The following is a 23,197-nucleotide window of genomic DNA, read 5'->3' as shown; positions in this document are numbered from 1 at the left end:
CCAAAGACGAAGCGGTACTTTGACAAATGCCATATTGCCAAAGCTCCGCGGCTTGACGAATACTTAGCCACAGGGGCGGCCCGCTCTCCGCGCGCAACGCGCGATCGCATCGGGCCATGGTGAACATGATGAAGGGAATCTTACGCTTGCCGATCAATCAACCCAGTACCAACGCCTAACACACTCGCCTTGCGTGACGTAAAAGCGTCGCGCGACGAATGTTCGTCGCCGCTACAGGCTCGCGGTAGCGTGCACGATGCCGGCCATCTGAAGCTCTCCAACCCTTTTTATTTACCTGCCAGCCAAATGGCCCGGCAGATTCAACGTCCAGACAAATCACAGGGGCTTTGCAATGGAATCCGAAGTCACCAAAAGTGAGATGGGTAGCGCTTTCGAATGGACCAATGAGCAGTCCGTCGACGGCGTCGCTGGCGTGGTTAGGGCGCAAGAACTTGCCGACGAATATATCGCGGGTAACGCGGGTACCTTCGTGGTGACTATCCCGGCCCACGCCGCCGTCCCATCTGCAGATACGCACTTCTAAGGATTGGCATGAGCGTCGAGAGCCGCCTTCGGAAACATCTGCCCAAGCATGCACATGAGATTGATCGCCTCATGGCTTTGCTTCAGTCTGGCGCACCGCCGGTAGTGACCGTGGTCGGCAAATACAACCATGGGAAGAGCTCGCTACTCAACGAGCTGATTGGAAGTGAAATCTTCGCGGTGGCCGACGTCCGGACAACTGTCGAGCTCCAGCCCCATGGCACCGAAACGGCCCAGTGGCTGGACGCACCAGGGCTCGACGCCGACGTGACTGGCAGCGATGACCAGAAGGCGGCCCTTGCCGCTGACTTCCGCGGCGACATTCGTCTCTTCGTGCATTCGGTGAAGGAAGGCGAACTCGACGCCGAGGAGCTGCGCCTGTTCAGGGAATACTGGGCTGACGACAAGGCAACCGGACGGAAAACCCTCCTGGTGCTGTCCCAGGCCGATCAGGTACCCGACGGCGCGGTGCTGACCAAGGTTTGCGACACGATTACGGGGCAGGTCGAGGGATACCCCCACACGCTGGTCTCATCCACGCGCCATCAGAAAGGTCGTATGGAGCAGAAGAACCTCCTCGTTGATCACAGCGGCATTCCGGCGCTTCAGCGCGTCATCGAGAGAGCTGTAGAGGGCGTGAAGTCGGCACGACGGGTCGAGGCAGCAACGCTGGCGGACCGCCTGGATCAAGCGCTCAAGAAGAAAGGGCGCGCCCTTCGCAAGAAGCGGGATGAGATGGTCGCTGATGCCGGCGACGTCGAGACGTCCTTCCTGCAGAACATGCAACGCGCCGTCGATACGGCCATCTCCATGATGCGGAGCAACTGAGCGATGGGCCTTCTCTCGGATCTCTACGACACGGTCTTTGGTTCGACGCCGGCCTCGGTGGATACCGACAAGGCGCACCGGGCACGTACCTTTCAACTGCAGAATCAGGCGTGCGATGTTGTCCGGAAATGCCTGGATACCAACGGCATACCCTACGACGACCATGTGAAGACAACCGTCCTCTCACTGGTCACCCACAGCAGCCTGAGTGATCCGGTGAATCGACACCAGCTGATAGGCCGGTGCGCTTACTTCTTCGGCGAGACGCAGGCCATGAAGAAGCGCCGCGCGGCCATTGATAAGAAGCGTCGCGCCATTGCATCGGTCAACCGGCTCCGCGGTGACCTTGCCAAGATGCTTGAAACCCAATCAACCCATCCGGACGCGCCATGAAGGCCCTCCCTTACGTCAACGATTCAAGCGAAGGCCGCTTCTTCGATGCCCTCGATCGCTACCAGTTCATCACGGACAACATGGCAGGCTATGTCGACAAGCTGCAAGCATGGCGCCTGGGGCTCTGCCGCGATCTCGATGCCATACGGCCGCCGGTGGAGAACCTCAAGCAGCGCGGAGCGTTCGGCAAACTGGTCACCTCCATGCACCAGGCCACCTCGGCTTGCCTGACTGCATGGGCCGACCAGTGGGATGACAATGGCCCCGCGGAGGAGCTCGCACGCCAGTTTGGCGACCGGTGCGTCGTCCTCGTGTTCGGTAAGGTCAACGCCGGAAAGAGCTCGTTCTGCAACTTCCTTGCGGAGCGCTTTGAGGCGCGCGGTCACCGAGCCGAGCGCTTCCACGTAGACCAGGGGCGGCCCGTCGACATGGACGAGTTCTTCGCCGAGGGCGCGACTGAAACGACGGCGCGCATCCAGGGCGCTTATCTGGGCAACCGCCTGGTGATCCTGGACACGCCTGGCTTGCTGTCGGTAACGAAGGAAAATGGCGACCTCACCCGGCGCTTCACCAACAGCGCGGATGCGGTCATCTGGCTCACCAGCTCGACGTCGCCGGGCCAGGTTCAGGAGCTGGACGACCTCGCTGCAGAGCTTTCGGCTGGAACGCTGCTCCTCCCCGTCATCAGCAAGAGCGATGTCTACGAGGAAGACGAGGAGGACGGCAAGATCGTTAATGTATTGATTAATAAGTCAAAATCGAACCGCGACCTGCAAGAGACCGATGTCCAAGCTCGTACGGCGCAAAAGCTTGAGGCGATCAGCACCTGCGCGCGAGTCGCCGATCGTCCGGTCTCGGTATCAGTTTATATGGCCAGGAAAGGGAACGGAAACTCCCACACAATGGAAGAAGCCGGGCTTGACCGGCTGTTCGACAAGCTGAATGACATCGTGAGCCAATCGGTCAGCAAAAAGCGCAAGCGCGTGCCACAGCTCATGATCCGCCATCTGGAAGAGAAGATATTGCGCTCCCTGCGCGGCGATCTTGGCGAGCATTTCCAGCGCATGCATGCCATGGGGAAGAACGCCGCATCACGCTGCGACGAACGCTTAACCCACATCGTGCAGGCGGTGCAGACGGAGTGCGAGGCCACACTATCCCAGCTTCTTGAGAAGCATAAGGGCCGGCAAAACGTGACCGCTGTATGTAGCGAACTTTCCGACGCGCTCAACGCCTCATTACAGGTGGAAGTGCAGCGTGTAGCAAAGGAATTTCTCGTCACCATCGATGATTCTTTGGGGCGCATTGTGGCCGATGAGGACCTTCGGTTCGAAGACGACACCATTGACGTAAATCGAAAGAAGAATGCTGCATACAAAGCCTTGGTTGGAGCGGCGACAGCAGCCGGTGGTGCTGCACTTGCTGGGCTCACCATCGCTACCGGCGGCCTCGCGATCCTGGCTGGCGTAGCAGGCGGTATCGTGGGTGGCATGATCGGCACCAAGGGTGCCGAATTCATCCCTGACAGCGAAGTCATCAAGCAAAGCGTTGGCGTGAGCTATTCCAACCTTCAGGTGCAACTGCAGGCGCGACTCAAGTCATCTATCGAGATCGGCGCCCGCGGGGCAATCGACCGCCTCAAGGCGTCGATCAAGCTCATCACCGACGGCGCTGACCAGTTCAATGCGGTCGTCGCAACATACGAAGCCAAACTGATCGCCATGAAGGAAGGATTGCAAGCATGACCCCGTTTGTTGCCTGCGAGCAGCTGCTTAGCGATGCTGCACCACTGGCGTCCCGTTACGTCCCAGGGATTGATGCCACCCTTTCCACGCTCGAGCAGCAGGTCCGGGACGACCGGGTCAAGGTCATGCTCTACGGCGCGTACAACGCCGGCAAGAGCACCCTCATCAATACCCTTCTGGCGGAAGAAGCCGCCACGGTCGGTGACATCCCTACCACGGACAACGTGCACGCCTACGATTGGGAAGGCAACGTTCTTCTGGATACGCCAGGGGTGAACGCCCCGATCGAGCACGAGGAAGTGAGCCTGGCCAGGCTCAAGGAGACCGACCTGGTTCTTTTCGTGCTCCGCCAGGAGGATCAAGACGCTGACGACGTGCTTCGGCGTATCTTCGAGCTTCTCGATGCCGGGCATCCCGTGTTTATCGTGCTCAATGTCCCTGACAGCGACCCTGATTACGTCGAACACACCCGGGAGCGGCTCGGTGCCACCCTGCTCACGTATGCGGCGGCGCGCACGCCGGCGTACGGCGTCGAGGCCCTTGCCCAGATTCCCGTAGCCATCCTCAATGCCCGGAGCGCACTCCGGGCCCGGCTGGACGGCAAAGCGCTTCTTCAGGAGCGCGCAGGATTTGATCAGTTCATCGAACAGTTCAACGCCTGGCTAAAGCGCCACGAGGGAGTGCAGGAACGTCTGGCGTCGCTCAAGGCGAACGTGACCAGGGCATTGATGCAGCCCGTCAAGGCGGCCATAGACCACGTCGAGCTACCCGATGCCGAGACTGATGACGCTGTTCAGGCCAGGGCGGATCTGGTCCGGGCTACTAGGTACCTCCGGCAGACCGCGATGAGCAAGACCCGGCATGAGATCAATTTGCGCAGGCCCGCCCTGAGCAAGGCGCTCGCCCTCGGCGACTCCCAGGCCGCGATTGCGCAGGTGACCGTCGTCTCAGGCGAGGTTATCCAGTCCGTCGAGAAGTGGCTTCAGGACGAGGCAGAGCACGGCGTACTCGCTGGTCTCTCAGCGCGGCTTGGCGTCGGAGAGATCGACATCGGTGAAAGCGCTCAAGTCGATGACTCGAAGCTGGGTCGTGCCGGTCGTGACGCTGCCATCAACACCGCCAAAAGCGGTGCCAATGCCGAGAACATCACCAAACTCCTGCTTCTCGCGCGGAAGCTGAAGCTCTTCGGTTTGAAGGGGCGCCACGAGAAGACCCTTGAAAAGCTCGCCGGGAAGGCGGCTCCGTGGCTCCAGTTGGGCCTTGCCGCGGCGGAGGCCGGCGTGGCCCATTATGACGAGGCCAATGAGAACAAGGTGCTGCTTGGACAGGCGCTCGCGCACGAGCAACGCGTCACCTCCATCTGCACGCAGATTCAGACAGACATCGTCGAGGGCATCGATTCCCAGCTGAAGGATTACTTCAACCAGCTTGTGGAGCCCGTGGACGCCAGGCTGGACGCGCTGCGGGAAGGCGAAAGTTCGCTCAACACCGACAGACTGGCCTGGGCGGCCCTTACGGCACGCGTGCAGGACCTGGCAATCTGACGTTCGCTCGTGTCGGGGAGGGAGCCTAGTCGCTCCCTCCTCGCACGATTCGTCCGAACACCGGGGCCAGGGGACTGAGGGCTCACGCGCCGCCATAGTGTTCCACGGACGCCATAGCATCCCGCCGCATTTCGTCACGCAGCGCCTGCGGCTCAATCACCGCCACGTTGCTGCCGAACGCCTTGAGCCACCAGCGGAGCGTTTGATCCAGCTCGACCGTGGCAGAAACATCGACGTGCTCCCCTCCTTCGGCAGCAACAACCTGCTGGTCCGACGACAGGGGCGTCTCCCGCAGATGCTCAGCCGCGCCCGCCGAGAAGCGCGCAACGAGCTTGATTAAGCCCTGCGATTCGTACTTGGCGGCTGACTTGGCATAGGCCTGGAAGTCGAATCCCTCGGGCACGGAGGCCTGCTCGTGAGACCTGCGTGTACGGGACAGGCGGTGCAATGCCAGCTGGCGGATATTGTCGTAGTCGAACAACGTACACACCAGGTACTGGACCGATCCGCGAACGACGAGGCCGAGAGGATGAATCGTGACTTCGCGCGACTCCCTCGCACCCTTGGACCGATACTCAGCAACCAGCTGGCGACGCATCGCCAGAGCCTCGTGAACATCATTCAGGACGTGGCGGTCAATCACCGGCGGCAGGAGCGCCATGGCCGTCGGGACAACGGCGGTACGCCGATGCCAGTCATTCCAGGCACCATGGGCCATCTCTTGCCGAGCCAGGTAAAAAATCGGCATCAGCTCACGCATCAGGCTATCGGGGAGCAGCGGCCGCAGATGTACCTGCGCAAGCAGCAGCGCAATCCCTTGCGGAATACTCAGGCGCGGCGTGAATTCGATATTCGCGTCTCGCATCCACGACCAGCCGAACGGCTTGCTGGAGTCATCAGCAACGAGAGGAAACCTGGCTGAGAGATTCTGCAAATCGCGCTCGACCGTACGCCGGCTGACCTCGATACCCTCCTTGGCCAGATCCGCACTCAGCTCAGCAACGGTCTTCTGTCGTGGCGCGCGCGGCATGGCACGCAACAGCGTCCATTGCCGCCAGATCGTTTCATTGGTTGAAGCACTCACGTTTCCGCCCCCTGCAGCTATCGACGCTCTCCATGATGCATCGATGTGCGACGTAGTATGTCGCACCGCTACCGAGAATGGGATAGGAGGCTTCCGAATCCTGAGGCATGCAGCAACCTGGCCGGATGCCTCAATTTACTTGCATATCGGAGTATTGCCGTGATCAATTATTCGCGCGTGCCGCGAGCGTTAGCCAGCATTTCTGACTCCTCTCGGTATCACGGCTCCTTCCTCGCCGGCCTGGTCTGCAACCATGTGGGGTAAGCCACCTAGTTGGACATTCGAATACCTGAACTGCGACTGGCGAAAGACAACGCCACCTGCAGGGGATGCCTTGATCCATGGCATTACGTCATTCGCCCACTGCCCCGCCTGCACCAGCGAGAACCTGTTCCGCCGCGAAGCGACGGAGATTGAACGCCTTGTGGAACTACTCATGCCACGCCGCCGGGTAGGTCGTTAGGCCTGCTCAGCAGGGGATTGTCGTGACCTGACGAGTGTGATTTCATTCCGCCAAACAGGGAGATCATTATGTTCGTGTCGGGGGACGCATATTCCACGCGCGTAAAGGAACTATTCGCAACCGAGCAGCCGCTTGACGTTGCCATCGCTTTCTGGGGAACGGGTGCCGAGGCAAAAGCCGTAAGCAAGGCTGGCTCCGCACGTCGGATTATCTGCAACCTGGGTAGCGGCGGCACAAACCCCGACGTGATCGAGAAGCTCGGGGAGAGCCCAAGGGTCTCAGTCAAGAAGCTGGACAACCTCCACGCCAAGGTCGTTATCGGCAAGGACGTTGCCATCGTCGGATCGGCCAATTTTTCTGCGAACGGCCTTGGCCTTGAGGATGGCGAGCTCGCCTATTGGCAGGAGGCGGGTTACATCGTCACTGACAAAGCTGAGCTGAAGCGCCTGCGGACCTGGTTCACCAGTCTATGGGACAGCGAGGCGAGCACCATCACGCCCTTGGACATCAAGAACGCCCGGGAAGCCTGGGCTCTACGCCGCAAAATGCGCCCAAAGCTTCGGGCGGCTAACGATGCCTTTGTCATCACCAAAGATAATTGGCTCGGATTCCGGGACCGGCAGATTCACGTCATCGTGTGGGGGCGATTCCCTACGAAAGCCGAGAACGCTCGCGCCCAACAAGATCGAAAAGAACGTGCCGATGAATCGGCGGATAGCTCTGACAAGGCAAAGGTAAGAAGCGGGCTGGATTATTACCACAACTGGGGTAACGATATTCATCGTCACAAGCACGCTCAGTTCATCGACGTGCATTGGATGAGCAAGGCAAAGCGATTCGATTGTCGCGGCGCGCGCACGTGGATCAAGGACGGGCATTCCGTTCAAGGCGGCGAGGCCATGGATGTGCTGGAGATCGTGCGCCACCTAGGGGACATGCGTTTCTCGGGCGTCGAGGCGAAGGCGTTCACGGAATTCATGAATACCATGCCGAAGGTCTGGGGTGACAAGCAGTTAAAAAAAAATGATTCGTCGTTCGTGATTTCGCTTGATGACGTACTGGAGGCGCGCTTCGGCACACCCGACGCTGGCAAGAGCAATGTGCATGAGGGCGACGACGAACTCGACCCCGCAAATGCCACCCTGCTCGAGGCATGCCGGCATCTGGTGACCCCGGATGGTCAATCCGCCCGATGGATTCGCATGCAGCGCCCGGAGATACGTACCGGTTATGAGACCGCCGCGGATAAGCGGCTTAGCGCCGTCGTTTGTCTCTTCCGGATTCTGGCAGACAAGCCGGGACGGGAATGCCAGGTCCTGACCTACATGAGCGCCCGGGAATCTCGTCGGTTCGGCAAGTCGGAGCCCACCCCCAAAAATCCTGACCGAACGTTACTCACCCTGCCCCTTGCGGATCTTATGCGTGATCTTCCTGAGATTCACGATCGTGCTACGCGTGCGTTTCTAAAGCGATCGCCGAAGTACTCTGATATCCGTCGATGAACGGTGAATTCTCGAATCCAAGATGCCGCGGCCGTGTTGCCATGTCGACGCGGTACCAGGTAGTAGTCGCGAGCACCCGTGTTGTCTTCGCTGCGACGTCCCCCCGCCTTCAGTAGCGGTCCGATCTTGAGTCCAGAATTACTGTAACTGTTTTGCGTAGGCGGCATGCGGCGGACTCATCCAATGCTGAACCCAGCAGGGTGTGGGACAGCCAGCGTAGATAGTTGGCCATATGAGTCAGGCGGACGTACTCGCTTCCCGTCTGACCCGCTGGTTTGCTCTGCTATGCCGAAGAGGCACTACCACCGCGCTGTCATGCTTACCAAACCGTTTCTGGCATATGTCTCTGATCGCATCCAACTCGGCGGGGCTCAGGAAGCGCCGACCCCTGATTCGGTCCTCCAAATCGATACCACACGTGCTGCAGTGGGTGAGGAGTACATTTAGGGCAGCACACACAGCGTCCATGGTCGCCACTGACAATGATCGATTACGCACCTGTGCCGTTACAAACAGGTTCGGGTAGAAGAGGGGGATATCCGAGCGGGGATCAACAAGGACTCGGTACCTTTCACCATCTTCCATGATGAAACCTCGAGTTCGGTATCTCAGTAGCATCTCCGTACTCCAATCAATGGCTCGCAACACTTCTCAAGATGCAGCTTAGGCGAAGACTCGGAGATGAGTTCAGTGCGAAATTGTCCGGTCTTAAAAAAGAAAAACCCCCGACGAATCGGGGGCTTGTAAGTCAAAACCGTACAAAAACGGTCTAAGGCATGTCCTAGAACGGGATGTCGTCGTCGTCGAAGCCTTCGTTGACCGGCGGTGCGGAACGCTGCGGAGGCGCGTTGCCACCACGGGGCTGGCCGTAGTCGTCGCCGCCACCACGCTGCGATTGACCGCCACCGTAGTTGCCGCCGCCACGCTGCTGACCGCCACCACCGCTACCGCCACCCCAGTTGCCACCGCCGCTCTGGCCGCCACCGCCGCTGCGAGGCGCCTGCTGACGTGCGCCGCCGCCCTGGCCGCCGCTGAAACCGCCACCGCCTTCACCGCCACCCTGGCCGCCCAGCATCTGCATCTCGTTGGCAATGATGTCCGTGGAGTAGCGCTCGATGCCGTCCTTATCGGTGTACTTGTCGGTGCGAAGCGAACCCTCGATATATACCTGACGCCCCTTCTTCAGGTATTCACCGGCGATTTCGGCCAGCTTGCCGAACAACTTCACACGGTGCCATTCGGTGCGCTCCTGCTTTTCGCCCGACTGCTTGTCGGTCCAGGCTTCCGACGTGGCCAGACGCAGGCTGGTGATCGCCGTACCGCTACCGGTGTAACGGGTCTCGGGATCCGCGCCGAGGTTGCCGACAATGATGACCTTGTTGATACCGCGTGCCATGGATTTCCCTCGTATTCGTGTCGTTGGACGCCCGATCCGGCGGATCGTCGTCGCTCCCGCCCATCATAGCGAGCCTGCGGCAAGCGCGGGCTGGCGGGGTCGGACCGTGTAGTTTGGGCGATGGCCGCCATCACCGCAAACCCCGATGCGCCGGCCGCCGCCGGAGCGCGCTGTCGTCCCAGTCTCATTCCCAGGTGATCTCGACCACCGCGGTGGCCGTCGCATCCCCGGCGCCAAGATTGCCTGTTCTCACGTACCTTGCCTCGAAAGCGAGCTGCGGGGCGCCACCCGGCCAGGAGAAGCCGACCGGCGTCTTTCCATCGGGAACGATGGGCTCCCCCGATCCGGTCCGCATCTCGATCGCAACACCACGCGCCGTACCGTCAGGCTGGAGCAGCCGGGGGTCGGGCGGATACGGACGAGCGCGCAGCGTCACGGAGGCGCGCGTCGCACCGACGCAGTCGACGCCGGAAAATGCTGCGCGACGCCATGGGCTAGCCGCACCGACCCGTCCCAGGTCTCCGTAGGCGACGCTTCCGAGGTCGATCCGGATCCGTTGATCCGCAAGACCGCAAGAAGCCACCACGGCTCCGGTGACCTCGAAATCGAGACGGTCGTCCGCCCGCGTCCCTTCCGGGGTCAAGGCCATGAGCAACGCGGCCATACCGCCCTTTGTCAGCGAGGCGATTCTGATCGTCATCTGCATACTCCTTCGTAATGTTTCAGTCCGGCCCGTTCGCCTGCCGGCGTCGGCCGCAACTCGCAGACGCCTCCCGCCTGATCGGACCACCGCACTCTCAAGGTGGGCGTACCGCCGTCCGAGCGAAGGAACGACCGACCGCCCTGCCCGATCACCCCGATCGAGCGGCCCTGGTCGTCGACCACCTCCGCACCGAACGGCAACGGTGCCCCATCGCTGCGACGGCCGGTGAGAAGAATCGTCGCGTGCTCATCCGTCTCGAATGGGATAACGACCACCGCGCCTGCCGTGGGCACCACGCGCGCGTGAGTCGACGCCAGTGAGACCCCGAGCGGCAGACCCGTGGGATCGATGTCCACACTGTTCCACCGGTAAGGGGCGAGGCTCGGCACGATGGCGTATCCGCGCCTGTCGACGTGAACGGATGTGGCGGATGCCAGGCGGGCGCCGCGCGCGTGGCGCGCCTGAACCAGTCCGGAGGCGTTACCCAGAAAGGGTGCAAGCGTGATCCCGCCCGCATGAGCCACGATACCGCCCGAGGCGGACAGTGACGCCGCCCTTCCCACACGGGACCGCTCCACGGCGACGCTGAGATCGCCACCACCGGAGGAACGGGAAACCGATGCGTCCAGCCGTGGACCACCGGCATGTGTCGCAGCCGATGCGGCATATCCCCACGCACCCTCGCTACCCGCGCTGCCGAGCAGGCCGGCTCGTAGTTGCTTGCCGTCCGGCCCCATGCGCAACGCCGCCTGCGACGCCACGCGCGAACGCTCACCATCCAGGGGAAGGGAGATCGTTACCTGTGCGGTGTTTTCCGAGGCGCGGCCAGACGAACGCGACGCCGTTCTTAACGAACGACGTAAAGAAACGTCCACAACGGCCGCGCCCTTGACGTGGCTCCATGACAAGGCCTGATCCCACTCTCCGCCTCCGCTGTCCGACAGGTGCGTGTAGCCGAACGCGAGGCCGAATGACCCGCCGGCTTCGTCGAACATGTGTTGATATGAGATATCCGCTCTTCGCTGTCGCGCGCGCGCGCGATCGGCGTTCATCGCTCCCGCGGCCATTCGCTGCGCCCCACCTGACACGGTGGCTGAGAGCACGCCGCCACGGTCCGACCGATGTCCGTAACGCAGCCGCCAGAGCGTTCCGACCGGTCCCGCACCCCGGGCCAACGCGTGCGTCACATCGGCCGAGAACGCGCCGACCAGCGTGTCGACCGCCGCGCCACCCACCAGCCACGTGTCGCTTCCGATCACACGCTGTGCTGCCTGTACGGTCCAGCCGTGACGCACACCGCGACGCCAGGCGGCTTCGAGCAGCCACGGCTGGCGGAACGAACCGCCACGCCATCGGCCCACGCCCATCGAGTAGCGGGTAGCGCCTTCACGCATCAAAAGCGGCAGCGAAAAGTAAGGCACCCTGTAACGAATGCGGCGACCGTCGGCTTCGGCGATCTCGACGGAGAGATCCCCTCCCCGGCCCGCCACGCCGAGATCGTCGATGACGAAGGCACCCGGCGGAACGGACAGTTCCCTGAGCAAACGACCTCCCTGGCTGACCGTCACCCTCGCATGGGTCGCCGCGACGCCGCGTACCTGAGGCGCATAGCCATCACCCGCGTCGGGACGCATACGCACGTCACTGGCAAGCCTCACGCCGCGAACGAGGACCGGCTCCAGCAGATCGTCCCCCAGGATGACGCCCCCCGCTCTCCAGCGTGCCTGGAGCCGGTCGACAGCTCGTTCGACGAACGTGTGTCCCTGCCGGTATTGGCCCTGCGACCATGATCCGGCGTGCCGAAACCGGTAGCGGCCCAGATTCAACCCCGCATCGCCGGTGAGGAACAGGGAGCGCGAGGACCGATGCCGTAACGCGCTTTGATGAAAATTGGCGCGCCACGCCAGCAGCGCGGCTGTCACGCCGTCCTTCCATTGCTCGCGAGGCGCGACGCCGCGGGGACGACGTACCAGCCACGCTTGCGGAACTTCAATGTCGAGGCGCTGCTCGGCGACGTCGAGCCGCGAGGAGCTTTGCGGAATACGTTCGCTCAGAGGCGCGCAGTCGTCCTCCGCAAACGACCGTTCTTTCCTGACGAGGCCGAAACTTTCGAGCTCTGCCCGACTCAGGCATGGCGAAGCATCGTTGCCCGTGTAACGCTCGACAAAGCGTACGGCGCGGCGTACCTGCCACTCGTCGTTCATCCAGATGTCGACGTCGTAGACGCCGGGCAGGACGGGATTTCCATGGGCATAACGGGAGAGGTCAAGTCCCATGGCGAGACCATCCGGAAGAAAACCCGCGTCGAACTGAACGGATCGTGCGTCCTGCGCACACACCATGCAACTCATGAACATCCCGGCCACGCCCACCATGCACGCGCTCACCCACCGACCGGGGAGAGCGCCACACCGGAGCCCTATCGCGCTGGATCCGTCCATGAATCCTCTCCCGGATCATGGGGCCAGCTTCGCCGTCCCGGGGACGACGGCGCCATAATCGTTGATGACGGCGTAAGAGACGTGCGTGAGTTCAGAACGCGTAGGCGATGGAACAGGGATGATCAACGATCCACCCGGCATGACCATGCCACCCCCGAGAGGCACCGTCGGCGCGCCCGGTGCGTCCGACGGACCCAGCCCGATGGCGTTGAACGACACGACATAAGGCGAAGGATTGGCAACACGCAACGACGCGGGGCCATTGCCACGAACCAGCGACCAGACGAGCTTCGCGGGCGCCTGATCGACCGTCGACGGCAGTCCTTCCGGTCGATGGAACAGTTTGAGGCGATGTCGAAAAGCGAACTGGAGAACGTTCGAACTCTCCGTCTTGTCCACTTTCGGAGGAATCTCGAGCACGTTCAACCAGTAGAGCTTTTCTTTGTCGACAGGCGTCGTATCGCCCACATGAACGATGCGCACGGCATGCCCGTGACCCGGGTCGATCCGAAAGACCGGCGGCGTGATGACAAAGGGGCCACGCGCGGTCTGCGGCGACGAAGCTTCATCGCCGTCGTCGATCCACACCTGCACCAGCGCCGGCTCTTCCCCCTTATTCTGCAGGCGGACAGCGACGTCCCGCTGCGAGGCGGGAAAGACGACACGCGTCGCGCCGATGACGATTGCCGGCTTGGCCGGGCTCGCCATCAAAGCCATGACGACGCCCGCGGTCCATGCCATTTGCTTCAGCATGCTCGTTCCTTTTGCATGAGAGATACGACCGGACAGAAGGGCCGGTCGTCGTGATTCGCCACGCGGGGTTCGGGTCAGTCGTAGACGACCTGAAATCCGACACGAGAATTCGCCGTGCCCTGCGTCGCACCGCCAAGGCTGTAGTAGCGCGCAAGCAATTCGATCGTTGCGCGGTGTCCCTCGATGACCACCGGCCTGGACTCGCCCGTAAACAAGTGAATCGGCGTTCCGTCACCGTTGGCGATTTCGATCTGAACGTTCTTCGCGGCATCGGCCGCCGTGTCGATGTTCAATCGACCCGCCGTGCGATCCATCGCGGGACTGGATGGATCGAAACGGATCTTCGCTTTCAGTCCGTCGGCGCAATCGTCGTTGCCGCCTACGACGATCAGGAAGCCCTTGTCGCCCGCCACGTCTCCCGATGCCGCCAGTTTTGCCACGGAGATGCCGTCGAGTCCGACGGATTTCTTGACGGCCCCGCCACCCGGCGCCTGTCCTTCGACGTTGCATGTGGTGGCGACGATACGACCGGTGATCTCGATGGAACCGTCGTTTGCCGCGAGTGCAGCGGACGACGAGACGGCGAGAGCCGACGCGATGAACACCGGTGAGAGAACTTTCTTATACATGGCGACGGCCTCTTCAATGGGAAAGGACGCGCACCGGAAAACGTGCGGGACGGCGCGCACACGAAGTCTGGTCGAGGACCCGGAGGCGATCGATACGCAAATTCTGAAATGACGACTACAGATGCCGCGATACATGCAGGCAGCCATGACGCGAGCGACTCGCTACGCCGACATCCGTGTCGGCGAGTCCTTCAACCCCCGCCGCATTCAAGCCGCCGAGGCGAAGCCGCCGGCAGCCATACGCCGCGTCCCGCGAACGACCAGCGGCAGCCACAGCAGGGTCATGGCGGCCGCGCAGCCAAATACACCGCGAAGGCCAAGGTGACCCAGCGCGAGCCCGCCCACGGCACCGCCGATAAAGGCGCCGAAGAACTGCGAGCTGGAATAGGCCCCCATCGCCGCGCCGCGGAGGGTGGCTGGCGCCAGACGGGAGACGAGACTCGGCAGGGCGGCCTCAAGCAGGTTGAAGGCGCCAAAAAAGAGGGCGGCGGCCGCACCGAGGACGATGACGTGCGTTTCGGCGAGCGCCATGCCCGCCAGCGCCAGCCCGAGCACGCAGACACATCCGACCACGACGTGCGACGCGCGCCGCATATCCTTCATCCGGGGTAGCATCGCGCCCATGCCGAGTGCGGCGATCGTCATCACCGGCAGATACAGCATCCAGTGGTGTGCCACAGGAATACGCATGACGTCGGTGAGAAGAATGGGCAGGCCGACGAATGAGGCGGTCAGCAACGCGTGCAGAAAAAACACCGACCCATTCAGCACGAGCATGCGACGGTCGAGAAACATCGAGGCCAGCTCGCGCCACGACGCGGCGGCCGGGGCGCCATGATGGGTCGGCGTGGGCACGCGCCACCAGAGCATGGCGATAGCCGCGACCGCAAGCAGGGAGGTGAAACCGAACAGGCCGGGAAGACCCGCCACGGCTTCGAGCGGCGGCCCCAGAATGAGCGCCAGAAGAAACGAAACCCCGATCGATACGCCGATGATGCCCATGACCTTGCTTCGATGGGCCTCGCTCGTCAGATCCGCGGCCAGCGCGGTGCCAGCGCCAGCAACGGCACCCATACCCTGCAACGCACGTCCGGCGACGATGCCGGTCAGGGTGTGGGAAAACGCGGCGACCACTCCGCCCAGGGCGAAGACGAGCAACCCCAGCGTGATGACCGGCTTGCGACCGATCCGGTCGGACAGCAGTCCCAGGGGAATCTGCAAGCACATCTGGCCGATCCCGTAGACACCCAGGGCCAGGCCGATCAGCCAGGGCGTGGCATCCGGCATGGCTCGCGCGTAGACGGAAAATACGGGAAGGATGAGGAACAGCCCGAACAGACGCAGGCTGATCACCGCTGCCAGGGTCAGCGCGGTGCGCCGTTCCAGGGAACTGAGTTTGCTCACCAAGGGTTTCCGGGCGCGAGGCCGATCGATGTCATCGGAAGCGGATTATACGGACACCGGCCAAATCCACGGCGTAACCACGGGTGAGCCCCTATACTGTGGGCTGTTTTGCCGCACACGACCTGTAGAGATGGACTCCATAGCCGCCCGCCCGACCTCCCTCGACTTCGCTGGCGTCCGTACGCTCGCCGCCGCCGACATGAAAGAAGTCGATTCGCTGATCCGGCACCGGCTCTCGTCGGATGTCGTGCTGATCAATGCGATCGCCGATCACATCATCGCGGGTGGCGGCAAGCGGCTTCGTCCGATGCTGCACGTGCTCGCGGCTCGCGCGGCCGGTTATGACGGACAGGATCACGCCAAGCTGGCGGCCATCGTGGAGTTCATCCATACGTCGACACTGCTGCACGACGATGTGGTGGACGAGTCCGACATGCGTCGCGGCCGCAAGACGGCCAACGCACTGTGGGGCAACGCGGCCAGCGTACTGGTGGGCGATTTTCTCTACTCCCGCTCCTTTCAGCTGATGGTCGAGCTCGACGATATGCGGATCATGCGCATCCTCGCCGACACGACCAACACGATTGCCGAAGGCGAAGTGCTGCAACTGCTCAACATCGGCAATGCGGACGTGGATGAAGCCGCCTATCTCGCCGTGATCGAGCGCAAGACGGCCGTTCTTTTCGCCGCGGCGACCGAACTGGGTGGCGTGCTGGGCGGGTTGCCAGATACGCAGGTCGCGGCGCTCCGTCGCTACGGTATGGAGCTGGGTTATGCCTTCCAGATCGCCGATGACCTGCTCGACTACGTGTCCGATGCGGAGACGCTGGGTAAAAACATCGGCGACGATCTTGCCGAAGGCAAGCCCACCCTCCCGCTGATCTACGCGATGCAGGTAGCCGACGAAGACCAGCTGAAATCCCTGCGGCATGTCATCGAGCATGGCGGACTGGATTCGCTCGACCTGATCATCGCGGCGATTCGCGACTCCGGAGCGATCGAGCGCACGCATGAGAAAGCCGTGGGGCACGCGACGGCAGCACGCGACGCGCTGTCGGCACTTCCCGCTTCGCCGTACCGTGACGCCCTCGCGGCGCTCGCCGATTACTCGGTCGAACGCCGCTTCTGAGGCGTTACTTCTTCGCGGCGAACGACTCGCTGAGCCACGCCCGCATTGCGGCGTAGGCGCGCTTGGCCACCTTGTCGTCATACCGGCAATTGCCGGTCGGCGTGGTGGCTTCCTTCTCGGTGAAGCAGTGCACGGCGCCACCGAAATCCGTGGAGGCCCAGTCGACCTTGCCATCGCGCATTTCGGCCTCGAACGCCGCGCGCTGCTCCGGAGGCACGTTGGCGTCATCCGCGCCGTTGAGAGCCAGCACGTGAGCATGGATCTGCGCGCCGAGCTTCGGATCGTCTGTGGACAGCAGGCCGTGGAAGCTCACGACAGCGGCGACATCGGCGCCCGTGCGAGCCAGGTCGAGCACGGCCGATCCACCGAAACAGAAGCCGATGGCGGCCAGCCGTGACGGATCGATGGGCGCGTTCTTCTCCTGCGCCTTCAGTTCGTCCAGTGCGCGCACCACGCGCTGCCGCATGATCTTGCGATCGGCGTAAAGCGGCTTCACCGCCGCGCCGGCTTCCGCTTCGGACCTTGGACGCGTGTCGCCACCGTACATATCGGTGAGCAGGATGACGTAGTCCTTGCCGGCGATGTCCTTGGCCTTGGCCACCGCCATATCGTTGACGCCATACCAGTTCGGCACCATGACCAGGCCCGGCCGTCTGGCGGTCACCGCGTCGTCGTAGACCAGAAAGCTTTTATAGGTCACACCCTGGTCGGTCCACTGGACCGGTTTTGCCACCATCGCCGCGGAGGCGGCTCCCACGTGACCGAGGACCAGCAAGGACAAGGCAAGCAGTGAACGGCGCATCGGCGTGACTCCCTGGAAAGTGCCCAAGGATAGGCCTCGCGACGGGCGCGCCGCCAGACCGGTCAAAGTCCCGCGGCGTGCCTGGCGAGTTTACGTTTGAGCGGCACCAGTCCGTTCACGAGCCGGACGCCCAGGCCGCGCGCCGCGACCAGCGGCCCCGCCTGCCACGCATAGATACGCCCGAGCGCGTCGAACGACCACGCGTCCAGCCCGTCGGCGCTGTTGCGTCGTCTTGCGTAGCGGCGAAGCACATGCGGAGCCGCGATATCGCGGCCCGCGTCCCGTGCGGCGACCAGCGTGTCGCGCAACTCGGCCACATCGCGCAAGCCCAGGTTCACGCCCTGCCCGGCCAGGGGATGAACCGCATGGGCCGCATCGCCCAGCAACACCAGCCGCCCGGACGCGTAACGATCGGCCAGCTTCAGCCGCAAGGGAAATGCGGCGCGACGGCTGACGGAAAGCACGGGTCCGAGACGGAAGTCGCTGGCCACGCCGAGCGCATCCCGGAAAGCGTCGTCGTCCAGCGCCATGATGCGCGCGGCTTCCGGTTCGGGCAGGGTCCATACGATCGAACAGCGGCCATCGGCCAGCGGCAGGAACGCCAACGGCCCGGACGGGAGGAAACGCTGCCAGGCCGTACTTTCGTGCGGGCGCGCGGTCTGGACATGCGCCACGACGCCGCGCTGCGCGTAGTCGCGACCATGCGTACCGATGCCAACCATGGCACGCAACGGGGAATCCGCACCGTCGGCGGCCACGACGACGCGCGCCGAGATGAACTGACCGTCGGCGAGTTCCAGCTGGGCGCGATCGTCGCGTTCGCCATAACCCACGACCTGCGCGGGAACGATGCGACGAACACCCGCGTCGTCCAGCGCATCCCAGAGCATGGCTTGCACGAGATTGTTTTCGACGATGTAACCGAGTACATCGCGACCTTCGTCGGCGGCGTCGAAATCCACCGTGGCACCGTTCTCTGCGTCCCAGACCAGCATGCGCTCGTAGCCGCAGGCGCGTGCGTCGCGGATGGCGCCCCACACCCCGAGGCGGTCCAGCAGGACGACCGAAGACGGCGCAAGACCGACAACGCGCAGGTCGACTTCGTCCGATGCGTTCCAGGCGGCGGGCTCCCGTGCGTCGACGAGGGCCACCGAGAAGCCCGCCTTCGCCAGACTCAATGCGGCGGCGGCACCCACCATGCCGCCGCCGACCACGGCGACGTCCAGCGGACCGCCGCGACGACGGGAGGAGGTTGCGCTCCAGCTATCGCTCACGGGGTTTTCTCCCGGACCGCGAACGGTGCGTTGGCGCGAAAACCCATGCCTCGGCGGCTGAGGGCGTGGCGGAGGGGCGGCACGCGGTCGAGCGCCAGCATCGCCAGTGAGCGCAACGGGCCGAGAAACGGCTGGTCGAGGCACGCGAGGCGGACAAGGCCGTGGCTCATCGCCATCGTTCCCTCACGGTCGGTGGCGCGCCGCGCGGCGTATTCGGCAAGCAGCGACGGAGCGCCAGGATCGGTAGCGCCCGTTGCGAGCTCGGCAAGCGTCAGCGCATCGCGTAAACCAAGGTTGAAGCCCTGCGCGCCGATCGGATGCACCGTCTGGGCGGCATTGCCCACCAGCACGGCGCGGTTCGAGGTGAGCGCTTCGGCCGCGACGCGGCGAATCGGATACGGCGAACGTTTACCCGGTCGGGTCAACCGGCCAAGCCGCCAGCCGAAGCGCTCCTGCGCCAGGGCTGCAAACGCCTGATCGTCCATGGCGGCCACCTCGTCGACCCGGTCCGCGGCGACGGTCAGCACGACGCCGACCCGGCGGTCCGTCAGCGGCAGCACCGCGACGGGACCCTCGTTGGTAAAGCGCTCGAAGGCGCGGCCACGCGGATTGCGCTCCGGCGTCATGGTGGTCACGAAGAGCGCCTGCGCGTAGTCGTGCTCGCGGGTTCCGATGCCGAGCTGGCGCCGGACTCCCGAGTGCGTGCCGTCGGCGCCGACCAGCAGCGACGTGTGCAGCGATCGCATGCCAGCATCAGTGACGACGTCGACCGTCCAGCCCCGGTCATCCGCGTGGATGCCCTCGACCCGCGCGGGCGCCAGGCGGGTAAGGTGATGGCATCGATCGAGGCGACGCAGGAGCGCCGAGCCCAGTTCACGGGCCGGAAGCGTCCAGCCCAGCGCGTCCACGCCTTCCTCGGACGCGTTCATGCGGACACTGCCGAAGTCGCCGGCGCGGCTCGTATGAATATGCGTGATGGGTGTGGCCCGGTCCTCGGCAAAATCCCACACGCCGATCGCCCGGAGACCATTGACGGTGGCTCTGGCCAGGGCAAGATTGCGCTCGTCGTAACTCGGCTGCTGCCCGACCGTCGGTGCGGCCGCCTCGATGAGGACGGCGGGCAGGCCGGCGGCATCAAGGGCAATGGCAAGACTGGCGCCGACCAGGCCGCCGCCGACGATCACGATAGGTTCGGGAGAGGGACTCATGGGCGGAATCATAACGCCGCCACGTGAATGCGCCGCCGTTGCGGCCGCCTGCCACAGTGACGACGGCCCTCGCTAGAATGCCCGGATGGGCAATCGACTTTCCAAGATCTACACCCGCACCGGCGACGACGGCAGCACCGGCCTCGGCGATGGCAGCCGTACCGGCAAGGACTCACTGCGGGTAGCCGCCTACGGCACCGTGGACGAACTCAACAGCGCACTGGGCGTCACGCTGGCATCCGAGGGCGTCGATGATGACGTTCGCGAGGCGCTGATCCAGATCCAGCACGAGCTCTTCGATCTGGGCGGTGAGCTGTGCATTCCCGGTATGGCCATGATCCAGGCCACGGACATCGACCGGCTCGAGGCCGTGCTGGACGGCTTCAACGCCGATCTGCCGGCGCTGAAGGACTTCATCCTGCCCGGCGGAGGGATGGCGGCGGCGACCTGCCACGTGGCCCGGACCGTCTGCCGGCGTGCCGAGCGCGAGGTGGTCGCCCTCGCCCGCGAAGAAGCCATCCGCCCCGAGGCACAGCGCTACCTGAACCGCCTGTCCGACCTGCTCTTCGTGCTGGCACGTGTCCTGGCGAGGCGCAGCGGGCACGGCGAAGTACTCTGGCAGCACGAACGCCGCCCGCGCGGCTGAGTCCGCGGTGTAAGCTCGCGGTGCCGGTGCGGCGATCCACGTCGCGCCTCCCGAGGGGTTCATGCTCATGGGTGACGTGCCATCGTGCCGCGGGGTTGGGGATTCTGCTAAGTTGGCGGCCTTTCGCAAACCGGATAAGACCGAGCCCGTGACGTCACGCATGAGCATCCTGCCTAAACGCCGCCTGCTGGCGACCGCTGTCGCCCTGATCGTCTCGGCCCCCGCCTGGCAAGCGCAGGCGCAGAGTGCGCCGGTCCAGGGTGAAACCCGGGCCGTCGTCGTGCCGGTCACCACGACCGCTACCGCGGCGCCCGTCCCGGCGGAAACCTGTCCGCTCGGTTCCTTTATCTGCCCGCCGCGTCCCATCAGCTACGCGCTGTGCCGACCGAACGCGATGCTCGATTTCTACGAGCCCGGCATAACGAAGGACAGCTCGCTGCGCGACACCGCCGTGACCGACGTCCATTCGGGCATCGACGACGGCAACACCAGCGGCGTCAAGGTCGAGAGCCCGGAACCGGACCAGTACCACATGACCGGCGGCGTGCGCCTCGAGCGCGCCGATCAGGTGCTGCGCGCCAACGACGTCACGTACAACGCCGACTCGACGGCCTACGATGCCAAGGGCAACGTGAAGTACCAGGAGGCCGGCATGCTGGTCTCCGCCGACCGCATGACGGGCACCACCACGCCGAACGACGGCGACGCGTACAACGTCCGTTACCAGCTGCTGCAGTCGCGCGGCAACGGCGTGGCCGATCACGCAAAGATTCTCGACCCGCAGCACGGCCGCTTCCACATGGCGTCCTATTCCACCTGCGACGTGGGCGCCCGCATGTGGGAGTTCCGCGCCAAGACGATCAATCTCAACAAGGAAACCGGCGTCGGCGAGGCACGCAGCGCGACCATGCGCTTCAAGAACGTGCCGTTCATGTACCTGCCGTACTTCACCTTCCCGCTGGACGACCGCCGCAAGAGCGGCTTCCTTTACCCGACGTTCGGCTCGTCGAGCCGCTCGGGCCTGTTCCTGAACACGCCCTACTACTGGAACATCGCACCGAACTACGATGCGACGATCACGCCGGGCTACTACAGCGACCGCGGCTTCATGCTGGGCACCGAGTTCCGCTATCTGCTCCCGCGCTCGAATGGCACGTTCGACATCCAGTACATGGCGCACGACAAGGGTCCGGATCAGGACGAGAGCGGCACCAGCGATCGCGACGGTTCGAAGCAGCGCTACCTCGTCAAGATCGTGAACTCGACCAATCTGGGCGACGGGTTCAATCTCGGCGTCAACATCAACCGTGCGTCGGATAACCAGTATTTCCGCGACTTCAGCAACGACCTGTACCAGTCGGCGGTCGGCATCCTGAGTTCGAGCGCCTATGTATCCAAGGGCGGCAAATACTGGAGCGCGTCCATTGGCGCGGACGACTACCAGAACGTGGACGCCGGGCTGCCCAACTACGTGGTGCCCTATCGCCGCTGGCCGCGCGCGACGTTCAACATGCAGGCGCCGATCAACAGCTGGCTCGACGCGGGCGTCGACACGGAAGCGGTGGCGTTCCGGAAGCCCGACCGCTCGCCCTTCGCCCCGAACAATGCCGCTCAGCTCGGCCAGGTCGACGGCAATCGCCTGGATCTCGCGCCTTACCTGGCGGCCGATTTCTCGGGCGCATCCTGGTTCGTCCGCCCCCGCGTGGAATATCGCTATACCGACTACCGCCTGGATTCGGATTACTCGTATTACCACTACGCCAAGCAGGACCCGTCGCGTTCGGTGCCGATTTCCAGCGTCGACGCCGGCCTGATCTTCGACCGCCAGACGAATCTGTTCGGCAGCAGCTACACCCAGACGCTCGAGCCGCGCCTTTACTATCTGTACGTGCCCTACCGCAACCAGAACGACCTGCCGACCTTCGATACGAACGCCATGTCGTTCGACTTCTGGCAGCTGTTCACCACGAACCGGTTTTCCGGCGCCGACCGCCAGATGGATGCGAACAACCTGACCGCGGCGCTCACGACGCGCCTGCTGGACGACACGGGCGTCGAGCGCCTGTCGGCCAGTCTCGGCCAGATCAAGTATTTCAACGGCCAGAAGGTGCAGATGCCTGGCGTCGCCCCGACCGACTTCGGCCGGTCCGACTACGTGGCCCAGCTCGCCATCCAGTTCAACGACAAGTGGCGCCTGAACAGCTCGTACCAGTGGAACCCGAACAAGCAGCCGAGCACCTACGTCAACGACCAGGGCGCCATCTACGATTCGGGGCGTAACACCGACCTCGCCACCATCGGTATCCAGCGCCGCATCGCCGGCGACGGCATCGTCAACTTCTCGTACCGCTACCGCCGTGGCGTGATGGAACAATTCGACACATCCGCGGTCTTTCCTGTGTCCGAACGTTGGCGGGCCCTGGCCCGCTGGGTCTTCGCCCGCCGCGACGTCCTGCCGGTCACGCTGGATAACGGTGCAAGCTTCACCACGTTCACGTATTCCCACCGCACCCTCGAAGCCGCGGTGGGCGTCGAGTACGACAGCTGCTGCGTCGCCTTCCGCGTGCTCGGCCGCCACTACGTACACGACTACCTCCGTGAGACGGACAACGCGGTCATGTTTGAGGTGGAATTCAAGGGCTTGGGCTCGCTCAACCCGCAATCGGGCGCCTACCTGCGCCGTGCTATCCTTGGCTATCAATAAGTGGGG

General features: G+C 63.6%; 19 protein-coding genes. 9 read left to right on the top strand and 10 right to left on the bottom strand.

The annotated features are described in order from the left end of the window. Positions 1-352: 352 nt before the first annotated feature. Genes B5X73_RS03055 through B5X73_RS03035 form a run of 5 tightly spaced genes read left to right on the top strand, consistent with a single transcriptional unit; the run spans position 353 to position 5,053 of the window. Entirely contained in the window at positions 353-544 is a 192-nt protein-coding gene (locus B5X73_RS03055; protein WP_079520519.1) for a hypothetical protein, read from the top strand. 8 nt (positions 545-552) lie between these two features. Continuing rightward, positions 553-1,371, top strand: a complete 819-nt coding sequence (locus B5X73_RS03050) for a GTPase (protein WP_079520518.1) — start codon at positions 553-555, stop codon at positions 1,369-1,371. Between the two features lie 3 nt (positions 1,372-1,374). After that, complete coding sequence (locus B5X73_RS03045) at positions 1,375-1,764, top strand: hypothetical protein (RefSeq protein WP_079520517.1); 390 nt, start codon at positions 1,375-1,377, stop codon at positions 1,762-1,764. Next, a complete protein-coding gene (locus B5X73_RS03040) occupies positions 1,761-3,509 on the top strand; it encodes a GTPase (protein WP_079520516.1) in 1,749 nt (582 codons plus the stop codon). Before B5X73_RS03045 ends, B5X73_RS03040 begins: the two co-directional genes overlap by 4 nt. Further along, the gene (locus B5X73_RS03035) at positions 3,506-5,053 is read left to right on the top strand and encodes a GTPase (protein WP_079520515.1); all 1,548 of its coding nucleotides are present in this window, start codon (positions 3,506-3,508) and stop codon (positions 5,051-5,053) included. Before B5X73_RS03040 ends, B5X73_RS03035 begins: the two co-directional genes overlap by 4 nt. Before the next feature lie 82 nt (positions 5,054-5,135). On the opposite strand, the gene B5X73_RS03030 is transcribed toward B5X73_RS03035, so the two are convergent. Next, the gene (locus B5X73_RS03030) at positions 5,136-6,137 is read right to left on the bottom strand and encodes a helix-turn-helix transcriptional regulator (RefSeq protein ID WP_139382638.1); all 1,002 of its coding nucleotides are present in this window, start codon (positions 6,135-6,137) and stop codon (positions 5,136-5,138) included. Positions 6,138-6,668: 531 nt separating this feature from the next. Here B5X73_RS03030 and B5X73_RS03025 point away from each other — a divergent pair. After that, complete coding sequence (locus B5X73_RS03025) at positions 6,669-8,102, top strand: phospholipase D family protein (RefSeq protein ID WP_079520513.1); 1,434 nt, start codon at positions 6,669-6,671, stop codon at positions 8,100-8,102. 781 nt (positions 8,103-8,883) lie between these two features. Here B5X73_RS03025 and ssb read toward each other — a convergent pair. The 6 genes from ssb to B5X73_RS02995 all read right to left on the bottom strand — a co-directional run bounded on the left by ssb (position 8,884) and on the right by B5X73_RS02995 (position 15,428). Then, complete coding sequence (gene ssb / locus B5X73_RS03020; RefSeq protein WP_079520512.1) at positions 8,884-9,498, bottom strand: single-stranded DNA-binding protein; 615 nt, start codon at positions 9,496-9,498, stop codon at positions 8,884-8,886. A gap of 184 nt (positions 9,499-9,682) precedes the next feature. Then, complete coding sequence (locus B5X73_RS03015; RefSeq protein ID WP_079520511.1) at positions 9,683-10,198, bottom strand: fimbrial protein; 516 nt, start codon at positions 10,196-10,198, stop codon at positions 9,683-9,685. Then, positions 10,195-12,552: a fimbria/pilus outer membrane usher protein gene (locus tag B5X73_RS03010; RefSeq protein WP_176167700.1), complete on the bottom strand. Its 2,358-nt coding sequence runs from the start codon at positions 12,550-12,552 to the stop codon at positions 10,195-10,197. The genes B5X73_RS03015 and B5X73_RS03010 overlap by 4 nt, the downstream gene beginning before the upstream one ends. A gap of 105 nt (positions 12,553-12,657) precedes the next feature. Then, positions 12,658-13,395 carry a fimbrial biogenesis chaperone gene (locus tag B5X73_RS03005; RefSeq protein ID WP_079520509.1) on the bottom strand — a complete coding sequence of 246 codons (738 nt, stop codon included), beginning with the start codon at positions 13,393-13,395 and terminating at the stop codon, positions 12,658-12,660. A gap of 74 nt (positions 13,396-13,469) precedes the next feature. After that, positions 13,470-14,024, bottom strand: coding sequence for a fimbrial protein (locus B5X73_RS03000; protein ID WP_079520508.1), 555 nt, complete (start codon positions 14,022-14,024; stop codon positions 13,470-13,472). Between the two features lie 207 nt (positions 14,025-14,231). Beyond that, positions 14,232-15,428, bottom strand: a complete 1,197-nt coding sequence (locus B5X73_RS02995; protein WP_079520507.1) for an MFS transporter — start codon at positions 15,426-15,428, stop codon at positions 14,232-14,234. Positions 15,429-15,558: 130 nt separating this feature from the next. On the opposite strand from B5X73_RS02995, the gene B5X73_RS02990 reads away from it, so the two are divergent. After that, entirely contained in the window at positions 15,559-16,557 is a 999-nt protein-coding gene (locus tag B5X73_RS02990; protein WP_036110505.1) for a polyprenyl synthetase family protein, read from the top strand. Between the two features lie 4 nt (positions 16,558-16,561). On the opposite strand, the gene B5X73_RS02985 is transcribed toward B5X73_RS02990, so the two are convergent. The 3 genes from B5X73_RS02985 to ubiH all read right to left on the bottom strand — a co-directional run bounded on the left by B5X73_RS02985 (position 16,562) and on the right by ubiH (position 19,817). Then, the gene (locus B5X73_RS02985) at positions 16,562-17,359 is read right to left on the bottom strand and encodes a dienelactone hydrolase family protein (RefSeq protein ID WP_079520506.1); all 798 of its coding nucleotides are present in this window, start codon (positions 17,357-17,359) and stop codon (positions 16,562-16,564) included. A 62-nt stretch (positions 17,360-17,421) separates the two neighbouring features. Beyond that, positions 17,422-18,633, bottom strand: coding sequence for a UbiH/UbiF/VisC/COQ6 family ubiquinone biosynthesis hydroxylase (locus B5X73_RS02980; protein WP_036110503.1), 1,212 nt, complete (start codon positions 18,631-18,633; stop codon positions 17,422-17,424). Next, a complete protein-coding gene (ubiH, locus tag B5X73_RS02975) occupies positions 18,630-19,817 on the bottom strand; it encodes a 2-octaprenyl-6-methoxyphenyl hydroxylase (protein WP_343124637.1) in 1,188 nt (395 codons plus the stop codon). The genes B5X73_RS02980 and ubiH overlap by 4 nt, the downstream gene beginning before the upstream one ends. Before the next feature lie 109 nt (positions 19,818-19,926). On the opposite strand from ubiH, the gene B5X73_RS02970 reads away from it, so the two are divergent. Then, positions 19,927-20,487 carry a cob(I)yrinic acid a,c-diamide adenosyltransferase gene (locus B5X73_RS02970; protein WP_043695756.1) on the top strand — a complete coding sequence of 187 codons (561 nt, stop codon included), beginning with the start codon at positions 19,927-19,929 and terminating at the stop codon, positions 20,485-20,487. A gap of 160 nt (positions 20,488-20,647) precedes the next feature. Then, positions 20,648-23,191: an LPS-assembly protein LptD gene (gene lptD, locus B5X73_RS02965; protein ID WP_079520504.1), complete on the top strand. Its 2,544-nt coding sequence runs from the start codon at positions 20,648-20,650 to the stop codon at positions 23,189-23,191. The last annotated feature ends 6 nt before the right edge of the window (positions 23,192-23,197 follow it).

It is taken from the genome of Luteibacter sp. 22Crub2.1, from assembly GCF_900167995.1.
Lineage (GTDB): Bacteria > Pseudomonadota > Gammaproteobacteria > Xanthomonadales > Rhodanobacteraceae > Luteibacter > Luteibacter mycovicinus.
This window is presented reverse-complemented; position numbering and strand designations above follow the sequence as displayed.